Here is a 24901-nt window from a genome sequence, read left to right on the forward strand (position 1 = left end):
CCCGGGAGGGTCGGGAGCGACGGCGCTCCGCTGGATCGGACATCGGTGGATCGGACATAGGCTGGTGCCGTGGCCGATGGAGACTGGACGATCGAGCTCGGCGAGCTCGACGAGAAGATGGGCGTGCGCATCCTGGAGCAATCCGCGGAGCGCGTCGTCGCGACGATGCCGGTGGCGGGCAACCGCCAGTCGTTCGGGCTGCTGCACGGCGGCGCCTCTGTGGCGTTCGCGGAGGCTCTCGGCTCGTGGGCGGCCGTCATCCACGCCGGGCCCGGCCGCAGCGCCGTCGGGCTCGACATCAACGCCACGCACCACCGGTCGGCGCGCAGCGGTCTGGTGACCGGCGTCGCGACCGCCATCCGGCTCGGCAGGAAGGTGACCTCGCACGAGGTGGTCCTGACCGACGAGGACGGCAACCGGCTGTGCACCGTGCGCATCACGAACCTCATCGTGGACGCTCCGGAGCGCGCGTGAGCGGGGAGCCGCCCGCCGCCTCGTCGCCGCTCCAGTCGTAGAACCCGCGCCCGGACTTGCGGCCGAGGAGGCCGTCCGCGACCATCCGGCGCAGCAGCGCGGGAGGCTCGAAGCGCGGACCGAGCTCGCCCGCGAGGTAGTCGGCGATGTCGAGCCGCACGTCCAGCCCGACGATGTCGGTGAGCCGCAGCGGCCCGACCGGATGTTTGTAGCCGAGGGTCATCGCCGCGTCGATGGCCTCCGGGGAGGCGACGCCCTCCTCGACCATCCGCACCGCCTCCAGTCCGAGCAGCACGCCGAGCCGCGACGACGCGAAGCCGGGGGAGTCGCGCACCACGATCGGCGTCTTGCCGAGCGCGGCCACCCAGCCGGTGGCGAGGTCGACGGCGCTCGGCGCGGTCGCCTGCCCGGCCACGACCTCCACCAGCGCAGAGGCCGGCACGGGGTTGAAGAAGTGCATGCCGAGGAAGCCGCCCGGCCGGTTCAGCGACTCGGCGAGGCCGTCGATGGAGAGCGAGGAGGTGTTGCTCGCCAGCACGGCGTCCGGCTCCAGCAGCTCTTCGGCGCGGCGGAGGGCGTCGTGCTTGAGCTCGGGGAGCTCGGGCACGGCCTCCACCACGAGGGCGGCGCCGCGCAGGGCGTCCCAGGAGGTCGTGGCGATCAGGCGGTCGGCGGCCGGGGCGGTCGCGCCGCGTCGGACGCTGCCGTCGACGGCGGCCTCCACCCGTTCACGGGCGCCGTCGGCCGAGGCGGCGTCGCGCTCGACGACGGCGACCCGGGCGCCGGCCATCAGGAACGCGTGCGCGATGCCGGCGCCCATGCGGCCGCCGCCGATCACTCCGACGTGCTCGGGGACGCCGACCCGCCCGGGGACGCCTGCCGTCCGGTCGCTCATCGCTTCCTCCGCTCCAGGAACTCCGTCATCCGCCTGTGCTTCTCCGCCGACTCGAACAGCACGGCCTGCGCCTCCCGCTCGGCCCGCGGATGGTCGCTCAGCGGCGCGCGGAGGACGCGCTTCGTGTACTGCGTCGCGAGCGGGTCGTTCTTCGCGATCCGGTCGGCCAGGGCGTGCGCGCCCGCGAGCAGTTCACCCGGCTCGAACAGGTCGCTCACGAGCCCGGCCGCCAGCGCCTCCTCGCCGTTCAGCACGCGGCCCGCCAGGGTGATCTCGGCCGCGAGCGGTTCGCCGACCAGCTGCGGCAGCCGCCACAGCGCGCCGGCGGCCGCGATGATCCCGAGCGAGGTCTCCGGGTTCCCGATCCGCAGCCGCGGGGTGCCGAGCCGGAAGTCCGCCGCGTAGGCGAGTTCGGCGCCGCCGCCCAGCGCATAGCCGTCGAGGGCTGCGATCACCGGCATCGGCAGCTCCGCGATCCGGATGAAGATCGTCGCGTTGATCCCGCGGCGGGCGTCGGCCGCCGTGCGCTCACGCAGCTCGGCGATGTCGGCGCCGGACGCGAAGACGCCCTCCGAACCGGTGAGGATCAGGATGCGCGGATCGCGCTCCAGGTCCTCGCACAGCTCGTGCAGCTCGTCCACCATCCGCTGGTCGATCGCGTTGCGCCGCTCGGGACGGTTCAGCGTCGCGACCACGCGGTCGGCGCCCTCGGCGACGAGGAGGGTCGTCGGCTCGGTCATCACAGCGCCTCCACGATCAGGGCCGCGCCCTGGCCGACGCCGACGCACATCGTCGCCAGGCCGTACCGGGACTGCTCGCGCTCCATCCGGCCGAGCAGCGTCACGAGGATGCGCGCGCCGCTGGACCCGAGTGCGTGCCCGAGCGCGATCGCCCCGCCGTCGGCGTTCACGCGCGCCCGGCCGCTGTCGTCGTCGAGGCCGAGCCGGCGCAGGCACGCGATCGCCTGGGCGGCGAACGCCTCGTTGAGCTCGATGCTGCCGATCTCGCCGAGCTCCAGGCCGGCGCGCTCCAGCGCCCGGTTGGTCGCGGGGACCGGGCCGAGCCCCATCACCTCCGGCGCGACGCCGGCGCTCGCCGAGGCGACGATCCTGGCGCGCGGGCGGAGGCCGTAGCGCTGCACGGCGTCGCCGCTCGCGACCACGATGGCGGAGGCGCCGTCGTTCAGCGGCGAGGAGTTGCCCGCTGTGACCACGCTGCCGCCCGCGACCACCGGCCGCAGCGCAGCGAGGGCCGCCGCGTCGGTGTCGCGGCGGATGCTCTCGTCGGCCGTGACCTCCCCGGCGGCGGTCGTGACCGGGATGATCTCGCCGGCGAAGCGACCCGCGTCGGTCGCCGCCGCCGCGCGCCGGTGGCTCTGCAGGGCGAACGCGTCGGCGTCCTCCCGGCTGATCCCGTCGAGCCGGGCGACCTCCTCCGCCGTCTCCGGCATCGAGTAGGTGGCCTTGTCGCGCTCCAGGAACCGCGGGTTGGTGAAGCGCCAGCCGATGGAGGTGTCGAACTGCGGCCCCGGCTTCGCCCACGGGCGCGCGGGCTTCGCCTGCACCCAGGGCGCCCGGGTCATCGACTCCACTCCGCCCGCCACGATCAGGTCGGCGTCGCCCGCGCGGATCGCCTGACCGGCCAGGGTCACGGCGCTGAGGCCGGACGCGCAGAGCCGGTTGACCGTGACGCCCGGCACGGTGTCGGGGAGGCCGGCCAGCAGCGCGGCCATGCGCGCCACGTTCCGGTTGTCCTCGCCCGCCTGGTTCGCGGCGCCGAGCATGACGTCGTCGAGCGCCGACCCGTCCACGTCCGCGCGCCGCACCGCCTCGGCGACGACGAGGGCGGCGAGGTCGTCGGACCGGACGCCCGCCAATGCTCCGCCATAGCGTCCGACCGCGGTACGGACACCGCCGACGAGGTAGGCCTCGGGCATCGCAGCTCCTTCGAATGCGAATTACCGAACGAACGTTCAGCTAGTAAATAGTCGCAGAACCCCGACCGGCGAGCAACCGCCGCGCCCGCGAGGCGCGCTCCGCCGACGCGACGACCACCCCCAGGATCACCACCGCGCACGCGATGGCGGCCGCGGCCGGCAGCCAGAGCGCCGCGACCGCGAGCGCCGCCGACAGCCCGACCGCCGGCGTCGCCCAGCGCAGCACCACCCGCCACGGGTCGCCGTAGCGCCGCGCGATGACCGCGTTCGTCAGGTAGAAGAGCGCGATCCCGCCGCCGAGCGACACCGCCAGCGCGGGCGGAAGCGCCTCGCCCGGATGCGCGATCCCCTCCGCGAGCGCGCCGGACAGCGCGGTCACCCCGGCCAGCAGCAGGAAGGGCAGGAAGGCCACCGTGTCCCGGATCGTCCGCGCGTCGCCGGCCTCCAGCAGCCGCTCCAGCCCGCTGGTCATCGCGTCGACGCCGTAGAGGAAGAACGACCACGCCAGCCCGGAGGTCAGCAGCAGGCCGAGCACGCCGACGATCCCGGCCGCGACGGTCCACGCGCCGCTGACCGCGTCCACGATGCTCAGCACCGACTCGCCCAGCACGATGATCACCAGCAGCCCGAACCGTTCGGACAGGTGCTCGACGTTCAGCCGGTCGAGCGCGATCGCCGCCCAGCTCCCGGACGTCGCGGTCAGCAGCACGATCTCCAGGACGATCGCGACCGCCCAGAGCACGTAGTCCGCGGGCGAGGGGAGGGCGATCGACACCAGCCAGATCACGGCCGTCAGCCCGTTGTAGGCGAGGATGCGGACCCGCGAGGCCCTGCCGTTGGACCAGGAGAAGCCGATCCACACCACCAGCAGCAGCACCCGCAGCGCCGCGTTGCCCGCCGCGAACAGCCACGCCCGGTCGCCGACCGCCTCCGGGGCCGCGACCGCGAGCGCGCCGACGGCGAACATCGCGATCAGCATGACGATGGACAGCCGCCGCGCGCTGAGCTGCGGCGACACGTCCACGACGAAGGTCAGGTTCACCCACGACCACCACACCGACGCGAACAGCGCCACGAAGACCGCGAGCGTCCCGAACGAGGGCTCGGTGTGGAGTCCGTGCGCGAGCTGCCCGACCAGCGCGACGAACACGAGGTCGAAGAACAGCTCCATCCAGTGCGCCCGCGACGGATCCCGGTCGCCGGCGACGGGCAGCCGGGGGAGGGAGACGCCGCTCATCCGCGCCGGCCGGCGGTGAGGAAGTGGTCGACGGCGGCGCGGACCCCGGCGTCGTCGGCGTAGCCGGACAGCGAGATGCCGTCGAGGGCGCTCCACGCGGCGGGGCCGCCGAGCGCGGCGGCGCGGTCGCGGTCGGAGCGCAGCCGGGAGGCGCGCACGATCAGCGCGGCGACGGTGAGGGCGAGCGCGAGCACGACGACGAAGGAGGCCAGGACGACGACGATGGTGGTGCTCACGGCTGCGCTCCCGGTGCTGTGCTGGGCGGCGCGGGCGGCTGTCGCAGCGCCAGCAGCTCGGCGAGCAGCCCCTGCGCCAGCACGAACGTCCGCTGTGCCCGACGCGCGAGCACGTAGAAGACGCCGCCGCTCAGCATGGTGGCGGTCCCGGCGATCAGCACCCACAGCCACGCGGCGACCGGGACAGGGTTCACCCCCGGATTCGACTGCAGCACCGGGACCACGAGCGAGAGGATGACTCCCGATCCGGCGGCGGCGAGCGCCTTCGCGAGCGTCATCGTGTGCTCGTACCGCCAGGTCAGCGCCATGGTCAGGCCGTCGACGGCCGCGCGGTCGTCCAGCCGGGCGAGGGCCATCAGGTCCCCGACCGTCAGCTCCGACGTGACCGCGCCCGCCGCAGGGTTCGCCATAGCGTGAGCGTAGCGCCGCGGGCACGATTCGGCACGAATGTCGCGCACGCCGCACACCCACATTCGGCACGAATGTCGCGAATCGCGCTGCCATTCACGACATTCGGCACGAATGTGCGCCGCTACCGCAGGTCGTGGTCCTCGAAGACGAGGGAGGTCTTCGTGTCACGGACCGACGGCATGGTCGTCAGCTCCTCCAGCACCACGCGCCGCAGGTCCTCGTTGTCGCGGGCGCGCACCAGCAGGATCACGTCGAAGTCGCCGCCGACCAGCGCGAAGTGCTCGACCTCCGGGATGGCGCGCAGCCGCTCGCGGAGGTCGTGCCACGCCGCCTGCTCGACGCGCATCGTCACGTACGCCGACGACGCGCGTCCGGAGCGGCGCGGGTCGACCTTGGCCGTGAAGCCGGTGATCACGCCCTCCTCGACCAGGCGGGAGACGCGGGCGTAGGCGTTGGCGCGGGAGACGTGCGCCGCCTCGGCGACGGCCGTGATGGAGGCGCGGCCGTCGGCGCGCAGTGCGTCCACGATGCGGGTGTCGATGTCGTCCATGGTGGGAGACAGTTTGGCATCGATGGCGCTGCTTCGCATCCATTCGTCTCGAAACTCTCACACACCTGGCAAAGGAGGTCCAGTGAAGTCATTCTGATGATCAGCGACGTCTTTCGAAGGAGAACAGATGCACGCCGACGATCTGATGCCGGGCGACACCCCGCTGCGGCTCATCGACGAGCAGGGCTCGGGCCACCCGCACGAGCACTACACGTTCCCGCCCACCGACCTCCTGCGCGACGGCTACGGCCGCCTCGTGCTCGGCCGGCGGCTCAACGACCAGGCCGACGCGCTGGTGCGGCAGGGCAAGCTGGCCGTCTACCCGTCGTCGCACGGCCAGGAGGCCTGCGAGGTCGCCGCCGCGATGGTCCTCGGCGAGCAGGACTGGCTGTTCCCCACCTACCGCGACTCGGTCGCCGTGGTCTCCCGCGGTGTGGACCCGTTCGAGGCGTTCCTGCTGCTGCGCGGCGACTGGCACTCCGGTTACGACCCGAACGAATACCGGGTGGCCCCGCAGGCGACCCCGCTCGCCACCCAGCTGTTGCACGCGGTCGGCTTCGCCCACGCCGCCCGGATGCGCGGCGAGGACACCGTGGTCGTGGCCATGTGCGGCGACGGCGCGACGAGCGAGGGCGACTTCCACGAGGCGCTCAACTTCGCGGCCGTGTTCCACCTCCCCGTCGTGTTCCTCGTCCAGAACAACGGTTACGCGATCTCCGTGCCGCTTAGCAGGCAGACCGCGGCCCCGAGCCTGGCGCGCAAGGGCGTCGGCTACGGGATGCGCGGCCGCCTGGTCGACGGCAACGACCTCGCAGCGCTGCTCGCGGTGCTGGGGGAGGCCGTCACCGAGGCCCGCGAAGGCGGCGGCCCCACGCTCGTCGAAGCCCTCACCTACCGGATGAAGTCGCACACCAACGCCGACGACGCCACCCGCTACCGCACCTCCGCCGAGGTGGAGCCGTGGATCGCACGCGACCCGCTGCTGCGCCTGCGCACCTGGCTGACCGCCGAGGGCGCGCTCACCGACGACGACGACGCCGAGTTCCGCGCCGAGGCCGAGCGTGTGGCCGTCGACCTCCGCACCCGGATCATGGCCGACGCCGAGCCGCAGCCGCTCGACCTGTTCGAGTACGTCTACGCGGCGCCGACCTCGCAGCTGCGCGAGCAGTCCGAGCTGCTGGCGGCCGAGATCGCCGCCGAGTCCCGTGCCGCACAGTCCCGCACCAGCACAGAGGGGGTCGCCCGATGACGCTCATGCACGACGCCCCCGCCGACCGGCAGCCCGAACCCGAGCACCCCGCGGAGCCCGCCGTCGCGACCATGACGATGGCGCAGGCCCTGAACCGCGCCCTCGCCGACTCCCTCGCGGAGGACCCGGCGGTCCTCGTCTTCGGCGAGGACGTCGGCACGCTCGGCGGCGTCTTCCGCATCACCGACGGCCTGACCAAGCGCTTCGGCGAGCAGCGCTGCTTCGACACTCCGCTCGCCGAGTCCGGCATCGTCGGCACCGCGGTCGGGATGGCCATGAACGGGATGCGCCCGGTGGTCGAGATGCAGTTCGACGCCTTCGCGTACCCGGCCTTCGAGCAGATCGTCGACCACGTCGCCAAGATGGGCAATCGCACCCGTGGCAAGGTCCGCCTCCCGATGGTCATCCGCATCCCGTTCGCGGGCGGGATCGGCGGCGTCGAGCACCACTCCGACTCCTCCGAGGCCTACTATGTCCACACGCCCGGCCTGACCGTGGTGTCGCCGGCGACGCCGCAGGACGCCTACGGCCTGCTCCGCGCCGCGATCGCCTCCCCGGACCCGGTCGTCTTCATGGAGCCGAAGAAGCTGTACTGGTCGACCGGCGAGGTCGACACGTCCGCGCCGCTGCCGGAGCTCGGCCGCGCGCGGGTCGCCCGGGAGGGCACCGACGCGACCCTCATCGCCTACGGGCCGACGGTCCCGGTCGCGCTCGCCGCAGCGGAGGCCGCGGCCGAGGAGGGCCGCAGCCTGGCCGTGGTCGACGTGCGGACCCTGACCCCCTTCGACGACGAGACGGTGTGCGCCGCGGTCCGCGCGACCGGCCGCGCGGTCGTGGTCGCGGAGGCGCCCGGCTTCGCCAGCGTCGCCTCCGAGATCGCCGCCCGGGTCTCCGAGCGCTGCTTCCACTACCTGGAGGCGCCGGTGCGCCGGGTGACCGGCTTCGACACCCCGTTCGCGCCGCCGAAGCTGGAGCGCTTCTACCTGCCGGGCGTCGACCGGGTGCTCGACGCGGTCGACAGCCTGCAGTGGGAGGACGCATGAAGGTCTTCGAGCTGCCCGACCTGGGCGAGGGACTCGCCGACGCCGAACTGGTCCGCTGGCTGGTGGCGGTCGGCGACACGGTGACGGTGGACCAGCCGATCGCCGAGGTGGAGACCGCCAAGTCGGTCGTGGAGGTGCCGTCCCCGTACGCCGGAGTCGTCGCCGTCTGCCACGGCGCGGAGGGCGAGACCATCATGGTCGGCTCGCCGCTGCTGGAAGTGCGGGAGGAAGCGGAGGCCCCCGAGCCCGTCGCCGCCGGCTCCGGCGCGGTCCTCGTCGGCTACGGCACCACCGATCACGCCACCGCCCGCCGCCGCGGCCGGGCCGCCCAGCGCGGCACGGGCGTGACCGCAGGCGCGCCCAGCCGCATCGTCCCCGTCGTGTCGCCCGTCGTCCGTGCGCTGGCGCACACCCACGGCATCGACCTCGCCTCGCTCACCCCGAGCGGCGCGGGCGGCGTCGTCACCCGTCGCGACGTGGAGGCCGCGCTCGCCGCGGCCAAAGCGACCGCGCCGGCCGCCCCCGCCAGCCGTCCGACGCCCGCTGCGGCTGAGACCGACCACGGCGCCGACCCCCGCACCGGCCTCGACATCGCCTCCGTCACCCCGTTCTCCCGGCTCCGCCGCACCGTCGCCGAGACGATGACGCGCAGCCGCTCGGAGATTCCGGAGGCCACCGTCTGGGTCGACGTGGACGCCACCGAGCTGTGGGAGGCCAGGCAGACGCTCGCCAGGTCGGGCAAGCCGCCGTCGATGCTCGCGTTCGTCTCGCGCTTCGCACTCAGCGCGCTCGCGCGGCATCCCGAGCTCGGCGGCCGGGTCACCGCCGCCGGCGACGGCCTGGAGCTGTTCTTCGGGGTGAACCTCGGCTTCGCCGCCGACACCCCGCGCGGACTCCTCGTCCCGGTGATCCGCCGCGCAGACCGGGCCAGCATCCGCGAACTCGACGCCGAGCTCGGCCGCCTGGCCGCCGCCGCGCGCGACGGCGCGCTCCCGCCCGCGGACCTCACCGGCTCCACGTTCACGGTGAACAACTACGGCAGCCTCGGCGTGGACGGCAGTGCCGCGATCATCAACCATCCGGAGGTCGCCATCCTCGGCATCGGCCGCGTCATCGAGCGCCCCTGGGTGGTCGACGGCGCCGTCGTCGCGCGCCGGATCGTGCAGCTGAGCCTGGTGTTCGACCACCGCGTGACCGACGGCGGAGTGGCGGCGCGGTTCCTACGTGAGATCGCCGACGCGATCGAGTCGCCGCTGTCCTTCCTCGCCGACGAGGCGCCGGGTACGGTGAGGGGATGACCGACAAGCACAGCGCAGAGCAGCCCGACGACGCCGACAAGCCCGATGCGGTGGAGCAGGGCGACGACTACGACCTCGACTTCGAGAAGGACGTCGCGCCCGAGGAGAACATCCCCTGGCTCCCGCACCCGTCGCCCACCGACGGCGAGGCGCCCGCACCCTGATCGTCCGCCCCCTGATCGCCCGCTCCTTGGGCGTCCGCTCAGCCCCCTAGGCTTGGGGGAGTGACCTCCCGCTCCTTCCCCCTCTGGCTCGCGCTCGTCTGCGCCATCGTCTGCGGAGCGGGGGTCGCCCTCCAGTCCCGCATCAACGGCGAGCTGGGCCAGCGGCTGGACGACGGGGTCACCGCCGCCGTCATCTCGTTCGGCTCCGGACTCGTGATCCTGGTGGTCGCGATGGCCGTCGCCCCCGCCGGCCGGCGCGGGTTCGGCCGGGTCGTCGCTGCGCTGCGCGCGCGTGAGCTGCCCTGGTGGTACGTCGCCGGCGGCGCCGCGGGCGCCTTCCTGGTGCTCTCACAGGGCGTCGCCGCCGCGGTGCTCGGCGTCGCGCTGTTCACGGTCGCGGTGGTCGCCGGGCAGACCGTCAGCGGCCTGGTGCTCGACCGGATCGGCCTCGGTCCAGGGGGCCGCCGCCCGATCACGCCCGCCCGCCTCGCCGGCGCCCTGATCGCCCTCGGCGCCGTGACCTGGGCCGTGTCCGCCCAGCTCGGCGGCCCGGTGCCGATCTGGCTGATGCTGCTGCCGCTGATCGCGGGACTGGGGCTCGGCTGGCAGCAGGCCGTGAACGGCCAGGTGCGGGTGGTCGCCGAGAGCGCTCTGACCGCGACCTTCGTCAACTTCGTCGTCGGGACGACCGTGCTCCTGGTGATCATGGCCGTCGACTGGAGCCTGCGCGGCCTCCCGAAGCCGCTGCCGAGCGAGCCGTGGCTGTACCTCGGCGGCGCGATCGGCTGCGTGTTCATCGCGGCCGCCGCGCTGCTCGTCCGGATCACCGGCGTGCTGCTGCTGGGCCTCGCGACCGTGGCGGGCCAGCTGGTGACCGCGCTCCTCCTGGATGTGTTCGCACCGAGCTCGCCCGCGCCTGTCGCGTTCTCGACCGTCGCCGGGACGCTGCTCGCGCTCGTCGCGGTCGCCGTGGCGAGCGTGCGCTGGGGCCGCAGGCGAGAGGCCGTCGAGTAGCGCCGGCGTGCTCAGTCGGGGGCGCGCCGTGCTCAGTCGAGGGTGCTGAGGAAGCGCTCCGGGTCGATGGAGGTGCGGTGGCCCTCCTTGCCGTCCTCCGGCACGCCGCCCACGTAGAGCCAGCCGAGCAGCCGCTCGTTCTTGGCAAGGCCGTGCATCGTGTGCACCGCCTTGGACCGGGTGTGGTGGCCGGTCCTCCACATCACGCCCCAGCCGGCGTCGTGCAGCAGCAGGCTGAGGAGGTGAGCGACGCCGGAGGCTACCGCGTCCTGCTCCCAGCCGGGCACCTTCTCGCTCTTCGTGCGCACCGCGACGATCGCGAGCAGCAGCGAGGAGCGCAGCGGCTTGGCCGCCAGCTTCTCGGCCTCCTCGCCGGTCGCCTTCGCGTCCTTCACGAACGCCTGCCCGAGCCGCACCCGGGCGTCGCCGCGGAGCTCGATGACGCGCCACGGATGCAGCGCCGAGTGGTCGGCGACCCGTCCGGCGGCGGCCACGAGCGGCAGCAACTGCTCGTGGGTCGGCGCCGCAGGCGTCACGCGCGAGTACGACCGCCGGGCGGCCACCCGCGCGACGAGGTCGGCCATCAGGCCTCCGGCGCGAAGTTCAGCGAGATCGAGTTCATGCAGTAGCGGTCGCCGGTCGGGGTGCCGAAGCCGTCGGGGAACACGTGGCCGAGGTGCGATCCGCAATTGGCGCAGCGCACCTCGGTGCGCACCATGCCCAGGCTGTCGTCCTCGAGGAGCTGCACGGCCTCCGGCCGGATCGACTCGTAGAAGCTCGGCCAGCCGCAGCCGCTGTCGAACTTCGTGCCCGACTTGAACAGCTCCGCCCCGCAGGCGGCACAGGTGTAGAGGCCGGCGCGGCCCTCGTCGAGGAGCTCCCCGGTCCACGGCCGCTCGGTGCCCGCCTCGCGCAGCACCGAGTACTGCTCCGGGCTGAGCTCGCGGCGCCACTCCTCGTCGGTCTTCTCGACCCCGTACGTGCCCTGCGCGGCCTCGTCGTGCGATGCGCTCATCGTGCGTTCCTTTCGTCGTCCGTCCCCAGCCTAAACGGCGGCGCCCGCGCTGCTGTTCCCTGTTTCGGGAGGCGACGTGCCGCGCGCAAACTGGTAACGCACAGGACAGCGCCCCTAGGATGAGGCGCGAGCGCGGGGAAGGGCTGACTCGAAGACGGTGAGGGGAGGCGGTGCACGTGGCGGAGGCTGCGGACCACCGGATCCCTGCGCCGGACGCGAGCGGTCTGACCGACCGTGAGGCCGCAATCCTCGCGTTCGAGCGTCAATGGTGGCGGCATGCCGGCGCCAAGGAGCAGGCCATCCGCGAGGAGTTCGGCCTCTCCGCCGCCCGGTACTATCAACTCCTCGGAGCGCTGATCGACCGGCCGGAGGCGCTCAAGCACGACCCCATGCTCGTCAAGCGCCTGCTCCGGCTGCGCGAGACCCGGCTGGCAGCACGGCGATCCCGGACACTCCCGTCCGGCGACTGACACCGCGAGGAAACACCTGTAGATGGCAGAGAAGTACCCGAGAGACCGGTTCGACGACATCCCCGACGGTCTGCAGCGCGTCGGTGCGCACCGGGCTCCCCGGCCGAAGGGCCGCGGCTGGATCGCCGTCGGCTGGGCCGCGTTCGCCGTCGTCGTCCTCGTCGCCGCGGGGATCTTCGGGCTCTCGCTGGTGAGCGGCTCCATCTCCTTCCACGGGTCGCCGAACTCGCCCAGCGCCAGCGGCACCCACACCCCGACTCCCACGCCGACCCCGACCATCGTCCCGACGGTCGACCCGTCGCTGACGGTGAACGTGCTGAACGGCACCACGACCTCGGGCCTCGGCGGCAAGGTCGGCGACACCCTGACGAAGGCCGGCTGGAAGATCGGCGCGGTGGCGAACGCCGACAAGCAGGACCTGACGCAGACGATCGTCTACTACTCCGACGCCAAGAACCAGGCCGCCGCCCTCGGGGTGGCGCAGTCGCTCCCGGGGGCCACCATCGCGCTCACGCAGGACTTCGCCGCGAGCGGGGCCGACCTGACCGTCGTCGTCGGCAGCGACTACACGGGCTGACAGTACAACGGCCGACACCGCGTCGTTCCGCGCGTGGACGCGCGTTCATCCCTTTGTTTCACGCGTGTTTAACTTTGAGCCGATTTCGTAACGGATTGGCGAAAAGACTGGCGTGAACAGCTATTGCAAGCATTAGGATCGGGAGTCAACGCGCGGCGCTGGACCGGGCGAGCGACACAGCAATGGGAGTAATGCATGGCGAACGGGACCGTGAAGTGGTTCAACGCTGAAAAGGGCTACGGATTCATCACCGTCGAAGGTGGGGGACAGGACGTTTTCGTTCACTACTCCGCAATTGACATGAACGGCTACAAGGTTCTCGAAGAGGGCCAGCAGGTGCAGTTCGAGGTCGGCTCGGGCAACAAGGGCCCGCAGGCCGAGTCGGTGCGTCCGCTGTAGTACGCAGCGATCGGCAAGACCAATAAGAGGAGCGTCGCCCTTCGGGGCGGCGCTCCTCTTCTATGCGCGGACAGCTCGCCTTGCACTCCCCGGGCCTGAGTGCCAGAATCGCTTTAGCACTCCATCTGATCGAGTGCTAATAAACGGAATCTTTCGCAGACGTCCGGGAGGGACGAGAAACACATGGCAAAGATCATTGCTTTCGACGAGGACGCCCGTCGCGGCCTCGAGCGCGGCCTCAACATCCTGGCCGACACCGTCAAGGTGACGCTGGGCCCGCGCGGTCGCAACGTCGTCCTCGAGAAGAAGTGGGGCGCTCCCACCATCACGAACGACGGCGTCTCCATCGCGAAGGAGATCGAGCTCGACGACCCGTACGAGAAGATCGGCGCCGAGCTGGTCAAGGAGGTCGCGAAGAAGACCGACGACGTCGCGGGCGACGGCACCACCACCGCGACCGTCCTGGCTCAGGCGCTCGTCAAGGAGGGCCTCCGCAACGTGGCCGCCGGCGCCGACCCCATCACGCTGAAGCGCGGCATCGAGAAGGCCGTCGCGGCCGTCACCGACGAGCTCGTCTCCAGCGCCAAGGAGGTCGAGACCAAGGCCGAGATCGCCGCCACCGCGTCCATCTCCGCCGGCGACACCACCATCGGCGAGATCATCGCCGAGGCGATCGACAAGGTCGGCAAGGAGGGCGTCGTCACCGTCGAGGAGTCGAACACCTTCGGCACCGAGCTCGAGCTGACCGAGGGCATGCGCTTCGACAAGGGCTTCCTGTCGCAGTACTTCGTCACCGACCAGGACCGCCAGGAGGCGGTGTTCGAGGACCCGTACATCCTCATCGCCAACCAGAAGATCTCCTCGATCAAGGACCTGCTCCCGATCGTCGACAAGGTGATCCAGGCCAACAAGCAGCTCCTCATCATCGCCGAGGACGTCGACGGGGAGGCCCTGGCCACCCTGATCGTCAACAAGATCCGCGGCATCTTCAAGTCCGTCGCCGTCAAGGCCCCGGGCTTCGGCGACCGCCGCAAGGCCATGCTGCAGGACATCGCGATCCTCACCGGCGGCCAGGTCATCTCCGAGGAGGTCGGCCTCAAGCTCGAGAACGTCACCCTCGACCTGCTCGGCCAGGCCCGCAAGGTCGTCATCACCAAGGACGAGACCACCATCGTCGAGGGCGCGGGCGACCCCGAGGCCATCGCCGGCCGCGTGGCCCAGATCCGCGGCGAGATCGAGAACACCGACTCGGACTACGACCGTGAGAAGCTCCAGGAGCGTCTCGCGAAGCTCGCCGGCGGCGTCGCCGTCATCAAGGCGGGCGCGGCCACCGAGGTCGAGCTCAAGGAGCGCAAGCACCGCATCGAGGACGCCGTCCGCAACGCGAAGGCCGCCGTCGAGGAGGGCATCGTCGCCGGTGGTGGCGTGGCCCTCATCCAGGCCGGCAAGACCGCGTTCGAGAAGCTGTCGCTCGAGGGCGACGAGGCGACCGGCGCGAACATCGTCAAGGTCGCGATCGAGGCTCCGCTGAAGCAGATCGCCGTCAACGCGGGCCTCGAGGCCGGCGTCGTCGTCGCCAAGGTGCGCGAGCTCCCGGTCGGCCACGGCCTCAACGCCGCGACCGGCGAGTACGTCGACATGCTGGCCTCCGGCATCAACGACCCGGTGAAGGTCACCCGCTCGGCGCTGCAGAACGCCGCGTCCATCGCGGGACTGTTCCTCACCACCGAGGCCGTCGTCGCCGACAAGCCCGAGAAGAACCCGGCGCCGGTGGGCGACCCGGGCGCGGGCATGGACTTCTGAGTCCAGCCGACACGCAGTATCAGAGGGCGTCTCCCGTTCGCGGGAGGCGCCCTCTTCGCTGTTATCGTCGACTCGATCGAGGGGGAGCATGACGGCGAGACGGTGGTCGGGAGCGGTGGCGATGACGGCCGCGCTCTCAGCCGCGCTGCTCTGCCTCTCCGGCTGCCAGGTGCTGGGACTGCCCGGCGCGGGGCCGACGACGCCGCGCGTCACCTCCGAACCCGCGGTGGACGTCGCGCCGCCCCTCGACTGCGCGGCCTTCACCGCGACTCCGGCTGTCGAGGCGCTGCTCGGCGGCAGTGCGCCACTGGCGACGACCCCGGCGGACGCGCTCGCGACGCCGGCGGCGCGCGGGCCGTTCGGTGCGCAGGCGGCCGGTGGCGGCTGGTGCCGCTGGGGCGACGATCCGGCAGGCTCGGCGGGCGCCCCGGCGACTGCCACCCCGGCGGCCGTGCACCTGCTGTCCGTGCAGGTCCTGCCGCACGCGAGCGCGAGCTGGCAGCGGCTGGCCCAGCAGTACCCGGACTCCGCCGCGAACGGCGCACATTATGACGGCGGCGAGTCGCGCGGCGGCGACTGCGCGCACCCGGCATCCGGTGCCGGGAGCTCCTGCCACACGAATGTCCTGATCGGCGGCTCGTGGCTGGCGGTCGACGCCGTCAGCGGCTCCTCCGTCATCGACGAGAAGGCGTTCCACGCGCTGGTCCAGTCGTTCGTCCCGACTGTCGCCGCGATCGACGCCCGCGCGGCGACGCCCGCCCCGGCGAAGGCGCTGTCCTGCGCCGACCCCGCCTGGCTGAAGGCCGTCGCCGGCGTCTACGGCCCGCCGTCGGTCGCAACCCTCGACACGGCGCAGTCGTTCGGAGTGCAGAGCGCGCTCCTGGACGTCCCTGGCGCCGCCGTCTGCGCGTACCGCGCGGGCGGGAACACGGACTCCTCGCTGATCGGCACGGTCTCGGTCCTCCGCGGCGCCGCGGCCGCCTACGCGACCTACCACGCCCTGGTCGTCGGCCGCGACCCGGACGCCAGCGGCAGCACGCTCCAGGTCGGCAGCAGCGAACTCCCCGCGCTGATCCGCCATACGGACGCCTCCGGTTCCACCCCGGCCGAGACGGTGGTCGACGCCCTGGCCGGCGACGCCTGGATCCAGTTCTCCGCGGTGTCGGGCTCCGACGACCAGGCGTCGTCCGTCGTGGAGTGGGTGGCCGGCCGACTCTAGGCTGGAGGGCATGGACAGCCAGCGCCCCGTCGCCATCGTCACCGGAGGTTCGCGGGGGATCGGCGCCGCCATCGTGCGCCGGCTGGCCGGCGCGGGATACGACCTGGTGGTCACCTTCCGGTCGGACGAGGCGGCGGCACAGCGCGTCGCGGCCTCCGTCGCCGGCACGGGTGCGCGCGTCGAGCTGGTCCGAGCCGACCTCGGGACGGACTCTGGCATCCAGGCCCCGTTCGACGTGGCTGCCGAACGGTTCGGGCGACTGGACGCGCTGGTCAACAACGCGGGCGTCAGCACGCGCTACGCGCCCCTCGCCGACACCCCCGCCGAGGAGGTGCGCCAGACCATCGAGGTGGACTTCGTCGCAGCGGTCCTCAGTGCGCGCCTGGCCGTCCGCGAGTTCCTGCGCACCGGCGCCGCTGGCGTGATCGTCAACATCACCTCGGGTGCGGCGACGCTCGGCAGCCCGGGGGAGTACACGCACTACGCGGCGGCGAAAGCCGGCCTGGACGCCTTCACGATGGGCCTCGGCAAGGAGGTCGGACCGCACGGCATCCGCGTCGTGGGCGTCGCGCCCGGCCTGGTCGACACCGAGCTCCACGCCACGACCGGCGACCCGGACCGCGTCGAGCGCATGACGCCGGGGGCATCCCGTTGCAGCGGGCCGCCGACCCGGACGAGATCGCGGCCGCCGTCGCCTGGCTGCTCGGCCCGGATGCGGGTTACGTCACCGCCACCACGCTGCGGGTCGCCGGCGGCCGCTGAGACAGCGCTCGCGCGTCAGGCTCCGGCGCGCGGCGCCTCCGCGACCCGCTTCGCGTCCACCAGCGGCAGCGAGACCCGGAAGGTCGCGCCGCCGCCGTCGGTCTCCACGACTTCCACAGTGCCGTGGTGGGCCGAGACGATCGAGGAGACGATCGCGAGGCCCAGGCCGCTTCCGCCCGTCTCGCGGGCGCGGGAGGTGTCGGCGCGCCAGAAGCGCTGGAAGATCTTGTCGCGGATCTGCGGCGGGATGCCCTCGCCGTGGTCGCGCACCTCGAGCAGCGCGCGATCCGTGCGGTGGTCGACCTGCACCGCGATCTCGATCGGGCTGTCCTCCGGGGTGTAGCGGAGGGCGTTGCCCATCAGGTTGGTGACGACCTGGCGGAGCTTGTTCTCCTCGGCCATCACGATCGCGGGCTCGGCGGGCGGGGCGGCGAGGACCACCTTCTCGGCGGTCGTGACCGCAATCGGTCCCGTTGTGCCACGACGTGCCCGGTTGCTGCGCCGCAGCCGCGCCAGCGCCGAGCCGGCGAAGGCGATCGGGCCTGTGGCGCCTGCCGGGCGGGACAGGTCCTCCGGCAGCGACATGGGCACGGTGTCCAGTCCGGGCTCGGCGTAGTCGGACGGTGCGTGGGCCAGCACGGGAGCGGGCGTCAGCACGGTCACCCGGCGGCCGGGGGCCCCGGCCATGGCGTCCATGGCGGCATCCTGCGCGATGCGCACGAGGTCGACCGGGTGGAGGTCGAGCGGCTTCGTCTCGTCGAGGCGCGCGAGTTCCAGCAGGTCCTCCACCAGGAGGCCCATCCGGATCGCCTCCTTCTCGATGCGCTCCATCGCCTGCGCGACGTCCTCCGGCGTCTGCAGCGCGCCCATCCGGTACAGCTCGGCGTAGCCGCGCACCGACACCAGCGGCGTTCGCAACTCGTGGGAGGCGTCGCCCACGAACCGCCGCATCTGGTCGATCGTGCGGGCGCGGTCGTTGAAGGCGCGGTCGATGCGGTTCAGCATCGTGTTGAGCGAGCGGTTGAGGCGGCCGACCTCGGTGTTCGGGGTCGCCCCGCCGAGGCGCTGGCTGAAGTCGCCGTCGGCGATGGCCGCGGCCGTCTGCTCGACCTCCCGCAGCGGCGAGAACGTCGTCGTGACCAGCATCCGGGTCAGTCCGGCTCCGACGATGATGACGATGACGCCGAAGCCGAGGAAGATCGCCAGGAAGCTCGCCATCACCGTGTCGATCTGGCTCGTCGTCGTGGCGACGATCGCTGTGGCGAGCTCACCGGTGGAGGCGAACGTCTGCGTCGTGACGAGCGCGCGGTACGCCGTGCGGCCGTCGTTGCTGAAGATGGTGATCCCGCCGGGACCCATCGCCTTCGCCTCGGTCAGGTCCAGCTTCTCGGGGATGGCCGGCCGGTGGGCGAACGGGATGTTGCTCCAGTTCGTCTTGACCAGGTTGCCGTTGGCGTCGTACAGCGCGGCGAAGTAGTCGGACGGGCTGGAGTCCGCGGCGATCTTGTCCTTGTCCGACGACCCGAACAGGTAGGTGTTGACGTACGTCGCCCCGGACGCCGCCGACAGCTGCGCGTCGAGCTGGTCGATCAGCACCGGCTTCAGCATCGACATCGTCCCGATGCCGGTCACGAGCAGCCCGAGCGTCAGCATGAGCACGGTCACCCCGGTGATCTTGGTCCGGAGGGAGATCGCGTTCCAGCGGTCGAGCAGGCGTGAGTGCATCAGGCCGCCAGTCTATGCAGACGGTGCTGAGCCGAGGATGTGAGCGCCGGTCACGCCTTCGCGGCCTTGAGCATGTAGCCGAACCCGCGCTTGGTCTGGATCAGCGGCTCGCTGGAGTGCGCGTCCACCTTGCGGCGCAGGTAGGAGATGTAGGACTCCACTATGCCGGCGTCGCCGTTGAAGTCGTACTCCCAGACGTGGTCGAGGATCTGCGCCTTCGACAGCACGCGGTTGGGGTTGAGCATCAGGTAGCGCAGCAGCTTGAACTCGGTCGGGCTGAGCTCGATCGGGGTGTCGCCGACGTAGACCTCGTGGGTGTCCTGATCCATCGTCAGCTCGCCGGCGCGGATCACGGCGTCTTCGTCGGCCTGCATGGTGCGGCGCAGGATGGCCTTGATGCGCGCGACGATCTCGTCAAGGCTGAACGGCTTGGTGACGTAGTCGTCGCCGCCGACGGTGAGGCCGGTGATCTTGTCCTCGGTGTCGTCCTTGGCGGTGAGGAACAGGATGGGCGCGGTGTAGCCCGCGCCGCGCAGCCGCTTGGTGACGCCGAACCCGTTCATGTCCGGGAGCATGACGTCGAGGATGATGAGGTCTGGCTCCTCTTCGAGGACCGCGGAGATCGCCTGGGCCCCGTTGCCGACCGCGCGCACGGCGAAACCGGCGAAGCGGAGACTGGTGGTGAGGAGATCGCGGATGTTCGGCTCGTCGTCGACGATGAGAATGCGGGGTCCGGCGTTCATGCGAAACAGTATCTGCGCGTCTGCTGAATTCTGCCTGTGAGCAGACGGTGCGCGATGAGTGCGAGAGGCCGGTGCGGGCAGTGCGGGCGGCCGACGCGGGCAGTGTGAGGGGCTGGCGCGGGCCGTGTGAACAGTGGATGCTGAAATGACCAGTGATCGGAGCAGCCATGTCGAATCCCACCGTGGTCATCGTCGGAGCAGGGCTCGCCGGGGCGACGACCGCCGTCGAACTGCGCGAGCGCGGCTTCGGCGGGCGCATCCTGCTGCTCGGCGCGGAGAAGCACCACCCGTACATCCGCCCGCCGCTCTCCAAGGAGTATCTGAAAGGCGAATCCGACCTCGACGACGCCTACGTGAAGCCAGCGGACTGGTACGCCGACAACGACGTGGAGTTCCTGCCGGGGACGCAGGCCGGCTCCTTCGACCCCGTCGCGCACGAGCTGTTCGTCGCCGGCGGCGCCCGGATCACCTACGACAGCCTCGTGCTTGCGACCGGGGCGCACGCCCGACCGCTCGGCGTCCCCGGCAGCGGCCACGGCGCCGTCTTCTCCCTGAGAACCATCGAGGACTCGCAGTGGCTCCGGGCCGCTCTGGAGGTCGGCTCGCGGCGCGTCGTCGTGGTGGGCTCGGGCTGGATCGGCATGGAGGTCGCCGCAGCGGCGAGCGGCTACGGCAACGAGGTGACCGTGGTCGGGCGGTCGCACGTCCCGCTCGCGCCCGCGATCGGCCCGGAGCTGGGCGCCGTGTTCGAGACGCTGCACCGCGACCACGGCGTCGCCTTCCGCAACGCCGCACAGGTGTCGGCGGTGGAGGGCGGCGACGAGCAGGTCGTGGTCCTCGCGACAGGGGAGCGCATCCCGGCCGACGTGGTCGTCGCGGGCGTCGGCGCGATCCCGAACACCCACCTGGCGGAGCAGTCCGGCCTCGCGCTCGACAACGGCATCCCGACCGACGAGGCGATGCGTACCGCGGCCGAGGACGTCTACGCGGTCGGCGACCTCGCCAACCCGCTGCTGCCGGCGATCGGACAGCGTCTCCGCAACGAGCACTGGGCCAACGCCATCGCCGGCGGCACGGTCGCGGCGAAGGCGATCGCGGGGCAGGACGCGAGCTACGACGACATCCCGTACTTCTACTCCGACCAATACGATCTGGGCATGGAGTACTCCGGCTACGCACCTCTGGCCTCCGGCGCGCGCGTCGTCTTCCGCGGCGACGTCTCCGCACGCGAGTTCATCGCCTTCTGGCTGCGCGAGAACCGCGTGGTGGCGGGGATGAACGTGAACGAGTGGGACGTGCAGGAGCAGATCCAGCGCCTGATCCGCGGCCGGGAGGCCGTCGATCCCGACCGGCTGACCGACGAGAGCGTGGACCTTGCAGAGCTCTGAGACCGGCGTCGCGATGTACCTGCCCCCTCTCCGCGTCCCCGTGCGCTCCATCGGCGCGCGCACCTTCGACTTCTCCCGCCGCGTCGCCGTCATGGCCGTGGTGAACCGCACCCCGGACTCCTTCTTCGACCAGGGCCGCACCTTCGCCCTCGACGCCGCGGTCGCCGCCTCCTTCGACGCCGTCGCCGCCGGGGCGGACTGGGTGGACATCGGCGGAGCCCCGTTCGCGCCGGGCGCGCCGATCCCGGACGACGAGGAGGCCGGCCGGGTCGTGCCCGTCGTGGCCGAGCTGCGCGCCGGATCGGATGTCGTCATCTCGGTCGACACGTTCCACGCGTCGGTGGCCTCCCGTGCGATCGCAGCGGGCGCCACCGTGATCAACGACACCACCGGACTCAGCGACCCCGACCTCGCCCGCGTGGTCGCGGACAGCGAAGCGACGCTCGTGCTCACCCACAGCCTCGCCGCCCCGCGCACCGTCTTCCCGCGCCCGACGTACGGCGACATCGCCCGGGAGGTCGGGGACTTCCTCCTGGAGCGCGTCGACCGCGCCGCCGCCGCCGGGGTCCCCGAGGAGCGCATCATCCTCGACCCGGGTCACGACCTCAACAAGAACACGCTGCAGTCGCTGGAGCTCACCCGCCGGCTCTCCGAGATCGCGGACCTCGGCTACCCCGTCCTCGCCGCGGTCTCGAACAAGGACTTCATCGGCGAGACCCTGGACGCCCCGCGCTCGGAGCGCCGTGACGGCTCGATCGCCGCGGCCGTGGTGGCGATCGTCAACGGCGCCCGCATCATCCGGATGCACGACGTGGCGGGCTCGGTGGCCGCCGCACGGATGACGGAGGCCATCCTCGGGCTGCGCGAGCCGGCGTACCTCACGCACAACATGGGCGACGTCAATGAGTGAGGTCGCGATCGACCGGATCTTCCCGCTCCCGGCGGAGGAAGGGATCGGGGACGCGCGCATCGCCGAGTCGTACTCCGCGGGCGCGGGGAGTCCGTGGCTGCGGGTGAACTTCGTCTCCAGCATCGACGGCGCCGCGACCCGGCAGGGCCTCTCCGGCGGCCTGTCCGACGACGCCGACCACCGGGTGTTCGACCTCCTGCGCCGGCTCTGCGACGTGGTGCTGGTCGGCGCGGGCACCGTGCGCGCGGAAGGCTACGGCGCGATGCGCGTGGACCAGGTCTCGCAGCGGGCACGGCGCGAGGCCGGGATGACCGCCCACCCCGTCTTCGCCATCGTCTCCGCCAGCCTCGACCTGGACCCGGCGAGCCCGATCTTCCGGGACGCGCCGGAGCGGCCCATCATCGTCACCACCGAGCTCTCCCGGCACGACACCCGCGAGGCGCTCGCCGAGGTCGCGGACGTCGTGGTCTGCGGCGAGGAGCGCGTGGAGCCGGCCCGGCTGGTGGCGGGACTGGTCGAGCGCGGGCTGAGGCGCATCCACTGCGAGGGCGGCCCGCACCTGTTCGGCGACCTCATCGCCGCGGGCGTCGTGGACGAGCTCTGCCTGACGGTGAGCCCGACGCTGGAGGCCGGGGTCGCCTCCCGCATCTCGGCCGGTGCGGCGCCGATCCTGCCGATCGGGATGCGGCTCGCCCACGTGCTGCAGGCCGACGACACGCTGCTGCTGCGGTACGTGAAGCGCGCGTGAACGACCGCGTGGAAGTCGACGCCGCGCTCGTCCGACGGCTGGTCGACGAGCAGTTCCCGGCATACCGGTCGCTGCTGGTATGGGACGTCGCGCTGAGCGGCTGGGACAACCGGACCTTCCGGCTCGGCGACGCGCTCAGCGTCAGACTCCCGAGCGCCCGCGGCTACGTCGAGCAGGTGGCGAAGGAGCACGAGTGGCTGCCGCGGCTGGCGCCGCAGCTCCCGCTGCCGATCCCGCAGCCCGTCGCGCTCGGGGAGCCGGGTGAGGGGTATCCGTTCCCGTGGTCGGTCTACCGCTGGCTGCCGGGCACGCCGCTCGGGCTGGCGGAGGATGTGGACGCGGTGGCGCTGGCGGCGGACCTCGGCGCGTTCCTGACGGCGCTGCGGCGCCTCGACGCCGCGGGCGGGCCGGAGGCCGGGAGCCACAACTTCTACCGCGGTGCGCCGCCCGCGGTCTACCGGGAGGAGGCGCTCGCAGCGATGTCCGCGGGATTCCGCGACATCGACCCGGTGCTGGCCCGCCGGATCTGGGACGCCGCCGAGGAGACGGCGTGGGAGCGGCCGGCGGTGTGGTTCCACGGCGACGCGGCCCCCGGCAACCTGCTGGTCCGGAACGGGCGGCTCAGCGCCGTCATCGATTTCGGCACGTCCGGGGTGGGCGACCCGGCCTGCGACCTCGTCCCGGCCTGGACGATGTTCGACGGCGACGCGCGGCGCGTGTTCCTGGAGGCGGTCGGCCTGGACGCCGCGACCGAGCAGCGGGCGCGGGCCTGGGCGCTCTGGAAGGCGCTGATCACCGTGCGCGACAGCCCCGACGACGCGCCCTCCCGCCGCACCCTCGCGCGCCTCGCCGCCGACCCCGGCGTCTGACGCCGCGCGATTCGTGCCGAATGTCGCGAATAGCGCCGCCTTTCACGACATTCGTGCCGAATGTCGCTCGGCGCCGTGCGCGCGATTCGCGACATTCGGCACGAATGTGCGCGGGGCGCGGGCTACGCCGCGGCGACGGCGTGCGCGTCGAGGATCGTGTAGGAGTAGCCCTGTTCGGCTAGGAAGCGCTGGCGGTTCTGCGCGAAGTCCTGGTCGACGGTGTCGCGCGAGACCAGCGTGTAGAAGTTCGCCGACAGGCCCGACTGCTTCGGGCGCAGCAGGCGGCCGAGACGCTGGGCCTCCTCCTGCCGGGAGCCGTACGAGCCCGACACCTGGATGGCGACCGTCGCCTCCGGCAGGTCGACCGAGAAGTTCGCGACCTTGCTGACGACCAGCACCGGCGTCGTGCCGTCGCGGAACTCCTGGTACAGCCGTTCCCGCTCGTCCACGGGGGTCGCGCCGGTGAGCTGCGGCGCGCCCAGCGCCTCCGCGAGCTCGTCGATCTGGTCGAGGTACTGGCCGATCACCAGGATGCGCTCGCCCGCGTGCCGGTCGACCAGCTGACGGACCACGTCCAGCTTCGCCGGAGCGGTCGCGGCCAGGCGGTAGCGCTCGTCGTCCGCGGCCGCGGCGTAGCTCAGCCGGTCGGAGGCCGGCAGGTCGATACGCACCTCGAAGCACGCGGCGGGGGAGATGAAGCCCTGCGACTCGATCTCCTTCCACGGGGCGTCGAAACGCTTCGGGCCGATCAGGCTGAACACGTCGCCCTCCCGGCCGTCCTCGCGCACCAGCGTCGCGGTCAGGCCGAGGCGGCGGCGCGCCTGCAGCTCGGCGGTCAGCTTGAAGACCGGCGCGGGCAGCAGGTGCACCTCGTCGTAGACGACCAGGCCCCAGTCCAGAGCGTCGAGCAGCGCCAGGTGCGCGTACTCGCCCTTCCGCTTGGCGGTGAGGATCTGGTAGGTCGCGATCGTGACCGGCTTGACCTCCTTGACCTGGCCCGAGTACTCGCCGATCTCCTCCGCCGTGAGGGAGGTGCGCTTGAGCAGTTCGTCTCGCCACTGCCGCGCCGACACGGTGTTCGTCACCAGGATGAGCGTGGTCGTCTTGGCCGTCGCCATCGCTCCGGCGCCGACCAGCGTCTTGCCAGCGCCGCAGGGGAGCACGACGACGCCCGAGCCGCCGTCGAAGAAGTTGCTGACCGCCTTGCGCTGGTAGTCGCGGAGCGCCCAGCCGCTCTCGTCCAGGTCGATCGGGTGCGGGGTGCCCGGGGTGTAGCCGGCGAGGTCCTCGGCGGGCCAGCCGAGCTTGACCAGCTCCTGCTTGAGCTGACCGCGGGCCCAGGCCTCCACGGTGAAGGTCGTCTCGTCGCGGCGCTCCAGCAGCAGCGGCGCGATGCGCTTGGCGGTCGCGACCTCCAGCAGCACGGCACGGTCGGGAGAGCGCAGCAGCAGCGTGCCCTCCTCGTCGCGCTCGATGACCAGCCGGCCGTAGCGGGCGACGGTCTCCGAGACGTCCACGGTCACCGTCTGCGGGATCGGGAACTTGGAGTACTTCTCCAGCGTCCCGAGCATGTCCTCCGCGGTGTGGCCGGCCGCGCGGGCGTTCCAGAGGCCCAGTCGCGTGATGCGGTAGGTGTGGATGTGCTCGGGCGCGCGCTCCAGCTCGGCGAAGACGGCGAGGTCGTGCCGGGCGTCCTCGGCCGCGGGATGCGCGACTTCGAGGAGGACGGTGCGGTCGCTCTGGACGATCAGGGGGCCATCGGACAT

Annotated in this window: 27 protein-coding genes and 1 pseudogene; 16 read left to right on the forward strand and 12 right to left on the reverse strand. The window is 72.2% G+C overall.

Features of this window, described 5'->3' with window-relative positions:
- Positions 1-117 precede the first annotated feature (117 nt).
- Positions 118-474: a PaaI family thioesterase gene (locus F1C12_RS20680; RefSeq protein WP_258046270.1), complete on the forward strand. Its 357-nt coding sequence runs from the start codon at positions 118-120 to the stop codon at positions 472-474.
- On the opposite strand, the gene F1C12_RS20685 is transcribed toward F1C12_RS20680, so the two are convergent.
- The 7 genes from F1C12_RS20685 to F1C12_RS20715 all read right to left on the reverse strand — a co-directional run bounded on the left by F1C12_RS20685 (position 446) and on the right by F1C12_RS20715 (position 5739).
- Complete coding sequence (locus tag F1C12_RS20685; RefSeq protein WP_185276683.1) at positions 446-1369, reverse strand: 3-hydroxyacyl-CoA dehydrogenase family protein; 924 nt, start codon at positions 1367-1369, stop codon at positions 446-448. The two genes, F1C12_RS20680 and F1C12_RS20685, sit on opposite strands and share 29 nt — an antisense overlap.
- Positions 1366-2109, reverse strand: coding sequence for an enoyl-CoA hydratase/isomerase family protein (locus tag F1C12_RS20690; RefSeq protein ID WP_185276684.1), 744 nt, complete (start codon positions 2107-2109; stop codon positions 1366-1368). Before F1C12_RS20690 ends, F1C12_RS20685 begins: the two co-directional genes overlap by 4 nt.
- Positions 2109-3305 (reverse strand): thiolase family protein, encoded by a 1197-nt coding sequence (locus F1C12_RS20695; protein WP_185276685.1) that lies wholly within the window; start codon positions 3303-3305, stop codon positions 2109-2111. The genes F1C12_RS20690 and F1C12_RS20695 overlap by 1 nt, the downstream gene beginning before the upstream one ends.
- A gap of 40 nt (positions 3306-3345) precedes the next feature.
- On the reverse strand, positions 3346-4542 hold the full coding sequence (locus F1C12_RS20700; protein WP_185276686.1) for a low temperature requirement protein A: 1197 nt from the start codon (positions 4540-4542) through the stop codon (positions 3346-3348).
- Complete coding sequence (locus tag F1C12_RS20705) at positions 4539-4778, reverse strand: hypothetical protein (RefSeq protein WP_185276687.1); 240 nt, start codon at positions 4776-4778, stop codon at positions 4539-4541. The genes F1C12_RS20700 and F1C12_RS20705 overlap by 4 nt, the downstream gene beginning before the upstream one ends.
- Entirely contained in the window at positions 4775-5188 is a 414-nt protein-coding gene (locus F1C12_RS20710) for a hypothetical protein (RefSeq protein WP_185276688.1), read from the reverse strand. Before F1C12_RS20710 ends, F1C12_RS20705 begins: the two co-directional genes overlap by 4 nt.
- A gap of 122 nt (positions 5189-5310) precedes the next feature.
- Positions 5311-5739: an Lrp/AsnC family transcriptional regulator gene (locus F1C12_RS20715; RefSeq protein WP_185276689.1), complete on the reverse strand. Its 429-nt coding sequence runs from the start codon at positions 5737-5739 to the stop codon at positions 5311-5313.
- Between the two features lie 127 nt (positions 5740-5866).
- Between F1C12_RS20715 and F1C12_RS20720 the strand changes: the two genes are divergently transcribed.
- From F1C12_RS20720 to F1C12_RS20740, 5 genes are read left to right on the forward strand one after another with little or no spacing between them, the layout of a single operon-like run.
- Positions 5867-6988: a thiamine pyrophosphate-dependent dehydrogenase E1 component subunit alpha gene (locus F1C12_RS20720; protein ID WP_185276690.1), complete on the forward strand. Its 1122-nt coding sequence runs from the start codon at positions 5867-5869 to the stop codon at positions 6986-6988.
- Complete coding sequence (locus F1C12_RS20725; RefSeq protein ID WP_185276691.1) at positions 6985-8031, forward strand: alpha-ketoacid dehydrogenase subunit beta; 1047 nt, start codon at positions 6985-6987, stop codon at positions 8029-8031. Before F1C12_RS20720 ends, F1C12_RS20725 begins: the two co-directional genes overlap by 4 nt.
- Positions 8028-9329: a dihydrolipoamide acetyltransferase family protein gene (locus F1C12_RS20730; protein ID WP_185276692.1), complete on the forward strand. Its 1302-nt coding sequence runs from the start codon at positions 8028-8030 to the stop codon at positions 9327-9329. The genes F1C12_RS20725 and F1C12_RS20730 overlap by 4 nt, the downstream gene beginning before the upstream one ends.
- Positions 9326-9493 (forward strand): hypothetical protein, encoded by a 168-nt coding sequence (locus F1C12_RS20735; protein WP_185279116.1) that lies wholly within the window; start codon positions 9326-9328, stop codon positions 9491-9493. Before F1C12_RS20730 ends, F1C12_RS20735 begins: the two co-directional genes overlap by 4 nt.
- A gap of 60 nt (positions 9494-9553) precedes the next feature.
- On the forward strand, positions 9554-10507 hold the full coding sequence (locus F1C12_RS20740) for a DMT family transporter (protein ID WP_185276693.1): 954 nt from the start codon (positions 9554-9556) through the stop codon (positions 10505-10507).
- A 32-nt stretch (positions 10508-10539) separates the two neighbouring features.
- Here the strand turns inward: F1C12_RS20740 and F1C12_RS20745 are convergent, their stop codons facing one another.
- Together F1C12_RS20745 and msrB are read right to left on the reverse strand one after the other, a co-directional pair.
- On the reverse strand, positions 10540-11091 hold the full coding sequence (locus F1C12_RS20745) for a nitroreductase family protein (protein WP_185276694.1): 552 nt from the start codon (positions 11089-11091) through the stop codon (positions 10540-10542).
- Positions 11091-11522 (reverse strand): peptide-methionine (R)-S-oxide reductase MsrB, encoded by a 432-nt coding sequence (gene msrB / locus F1C12_RS20750; RefSeq protein WP_185276695.1) that lies wholly within the window; start codon positions 11520-11522, stop codon positions 11091-11093. Before msrB ends, F1C12_RS20745 begins: the two co-directional genes overlap by 1 nt.
- Positions 11523-11692: 170 nt before the next feature.
- On the opposite strand from msrB, the gene F1C12_RS20755 reads away from it, so the two are divergent.
- From F1C12_RS20755 to F1C12_RS22805, 6 genes and pseudogenes are all read left to right on the forward strand, one after another.
- The gene (locus F1C12_RS20755; protein ID WP_185276696.1) at positions 11693-11992 is read left to right on the forward strand and encodes a DUF3263 domain-containing protein; all 300 of its coding nucleotides are present in this window, start codon (positions 11693-11695) and stop codon (positions 11990-11992) included.
- A gap of 22 nt (positions 11993-12014) precedes the next feature.
- Positions 12015-12569: a LytR C-terminal domain-containing protein gene (locus tag F1C12_RS20760; RefSeq protein WP_185276697.1), complete on the forward strand. Its 555-nt coding sequence runs from the start codon at positions 12015-12017 to the stop codon at positions 12567-12569.
- A gap of 195 nt (positions 12570-12764) precedes the next feature.
- On the forward strand, positions 12765-12968 hold the full coding sequence (locus F1C12_RS20765; RefSeq protein ID WP_055914585.1) for a cold-shock protein: 204 nt from the start codon (positions 12765-12767) through the stop codon (positions 12966-12968).
- 183 nt (positions 12969-13151) lie between these two features.
- Positions 13152-14771: a chaperonin GroEL gene (gene groL / locus F1C12_RS20770; RefSeq protein ID WP_185276698.1), complete on the forward strand. Its 1620-nt coding sequence runs from the start codon at positions 13152-13154 to the stop codon at positions 14769-14771.
- Between the two features lie 88 nt (positions 14772-14859).
- Entirely contained in the window at positions 14860-15990 is a 1131-nt protein-coding gene (locus F1C12_RS20775; protein ID WP_185276699.1) for a hypothetical protein, read from the forward strand.
- 10 nt (positions 15991-16000) lie between these two features.
- Positions 16001-16752, forward strand: a pseudogene (locus F1C12_RS22805) (SDR family NAD(P)-dependent oxidoreductase).
- A gap of 15 nt (positions 16753-16767) precedes the next feature.
- Here the strand turns inward: F1C12_RS22805 and F1C12_RS20785 are convergent.
- A complete protein-coding gene (locus tag F1C12_RS20785; protein WP_185276700.1) occupies positions 16768-18477 on the reverse strand; it encodes a sensor histidine kinase in 1710 nt (569 codons plus the stop codon).
- 50 nt (positions 18478-18527) lie between these two features.
- Positions 18528-19220, reverse strand: coding sequence for a response regulator transcription factor (locus tag F1C12_RS20790; RefSeq protein ID WP_179605211.1), 693 nt, complete (start codon positions 19218-19220; stop codon positions 18528-18530).
- 167 nt (positions 19221-19387) lie between these two features.
- Between F1C12_RS20790 and F1C12_RS20795 the strand changes: the two genes are divergently transcribed.
- The 4 genes from F1C12_RS20795 to F1C12_RS20810 are packed head-to-tail and all read left to right on the forward strand — an operon-like array spanning position 19388 to position 23135.
- Positions 19388-20608, forward strand: a complete 1221-nt coding sequence (locus F1C12_RS20795; RefSeq protein WP_185276701.1) for an NAD(P)/FAD-dependent oxidoreductase — start codon at positions 19388-19390, stop codon at positions 20606-20608.
- Positions 20609-20621: 13 nt separating this feature from the next.
- Positions 20622-21518: a dihydropteroate synthase gene (gene folP / locus F1C12_RS20800; protein ID WP_185279098.1), complete on the forward strand. Its 897-nt coding sequence runs from the start codon at positions 20622-20624 to the stop codon at positions 21516-21518.
- Positions 21511-22266, forward strand: a complete 756-nt coding sequence (locus F1C12_RS20805) for a pyrimidine reductase family protein (RefSeq protein WP_185276702.1) — start codon at positions 21511-21513, stop codon at positions 22264-22266. Before folP ends, F1C12_RS20805 begins: the two co-directional genes overlap by 8 nt.
- Positions 22263-23135 (forward strand): aminoglycoside phosphotransferase family protein, encoded by an 873-nt coding sequence (locus F1C12_RS20810; RefSeq protein WP_185276703.1) that lies wholly within the window; start codon positions 22263-22265, stop codon positions 23133-23135. The genes F1C12_RS20805 and F1C12_RS20810 overlap by 4 nt, the downstream gene beginning before the upstream one ends.
- Before the next feature lie 122 nt (positions 23136-23257).
- On the opposite strand, the gene F1C12_RS20815 is transcribed toward F1C12_RS20810, so the two are convergent.
- Positions 23258-24901: a DNA repair helicase XPB gene (locus F1C12_RS20815; protein ID WP_185276704.1), complete on the reverse strand. Its 1644-nt coding sequence runs from the start codon at positions 24899-24901 to the stop codon at positions 23258-23260.

The organism is Leifsonia shinshuensis, assembly GCF_014217625.1.
GTDB classification, from domain to species: Bacteria; Actinomycetota; Actinomycetes; order Actinomycetales; family Microbacteriaceae; genus Leifsonia; species Leifsonia shinshuensis_A.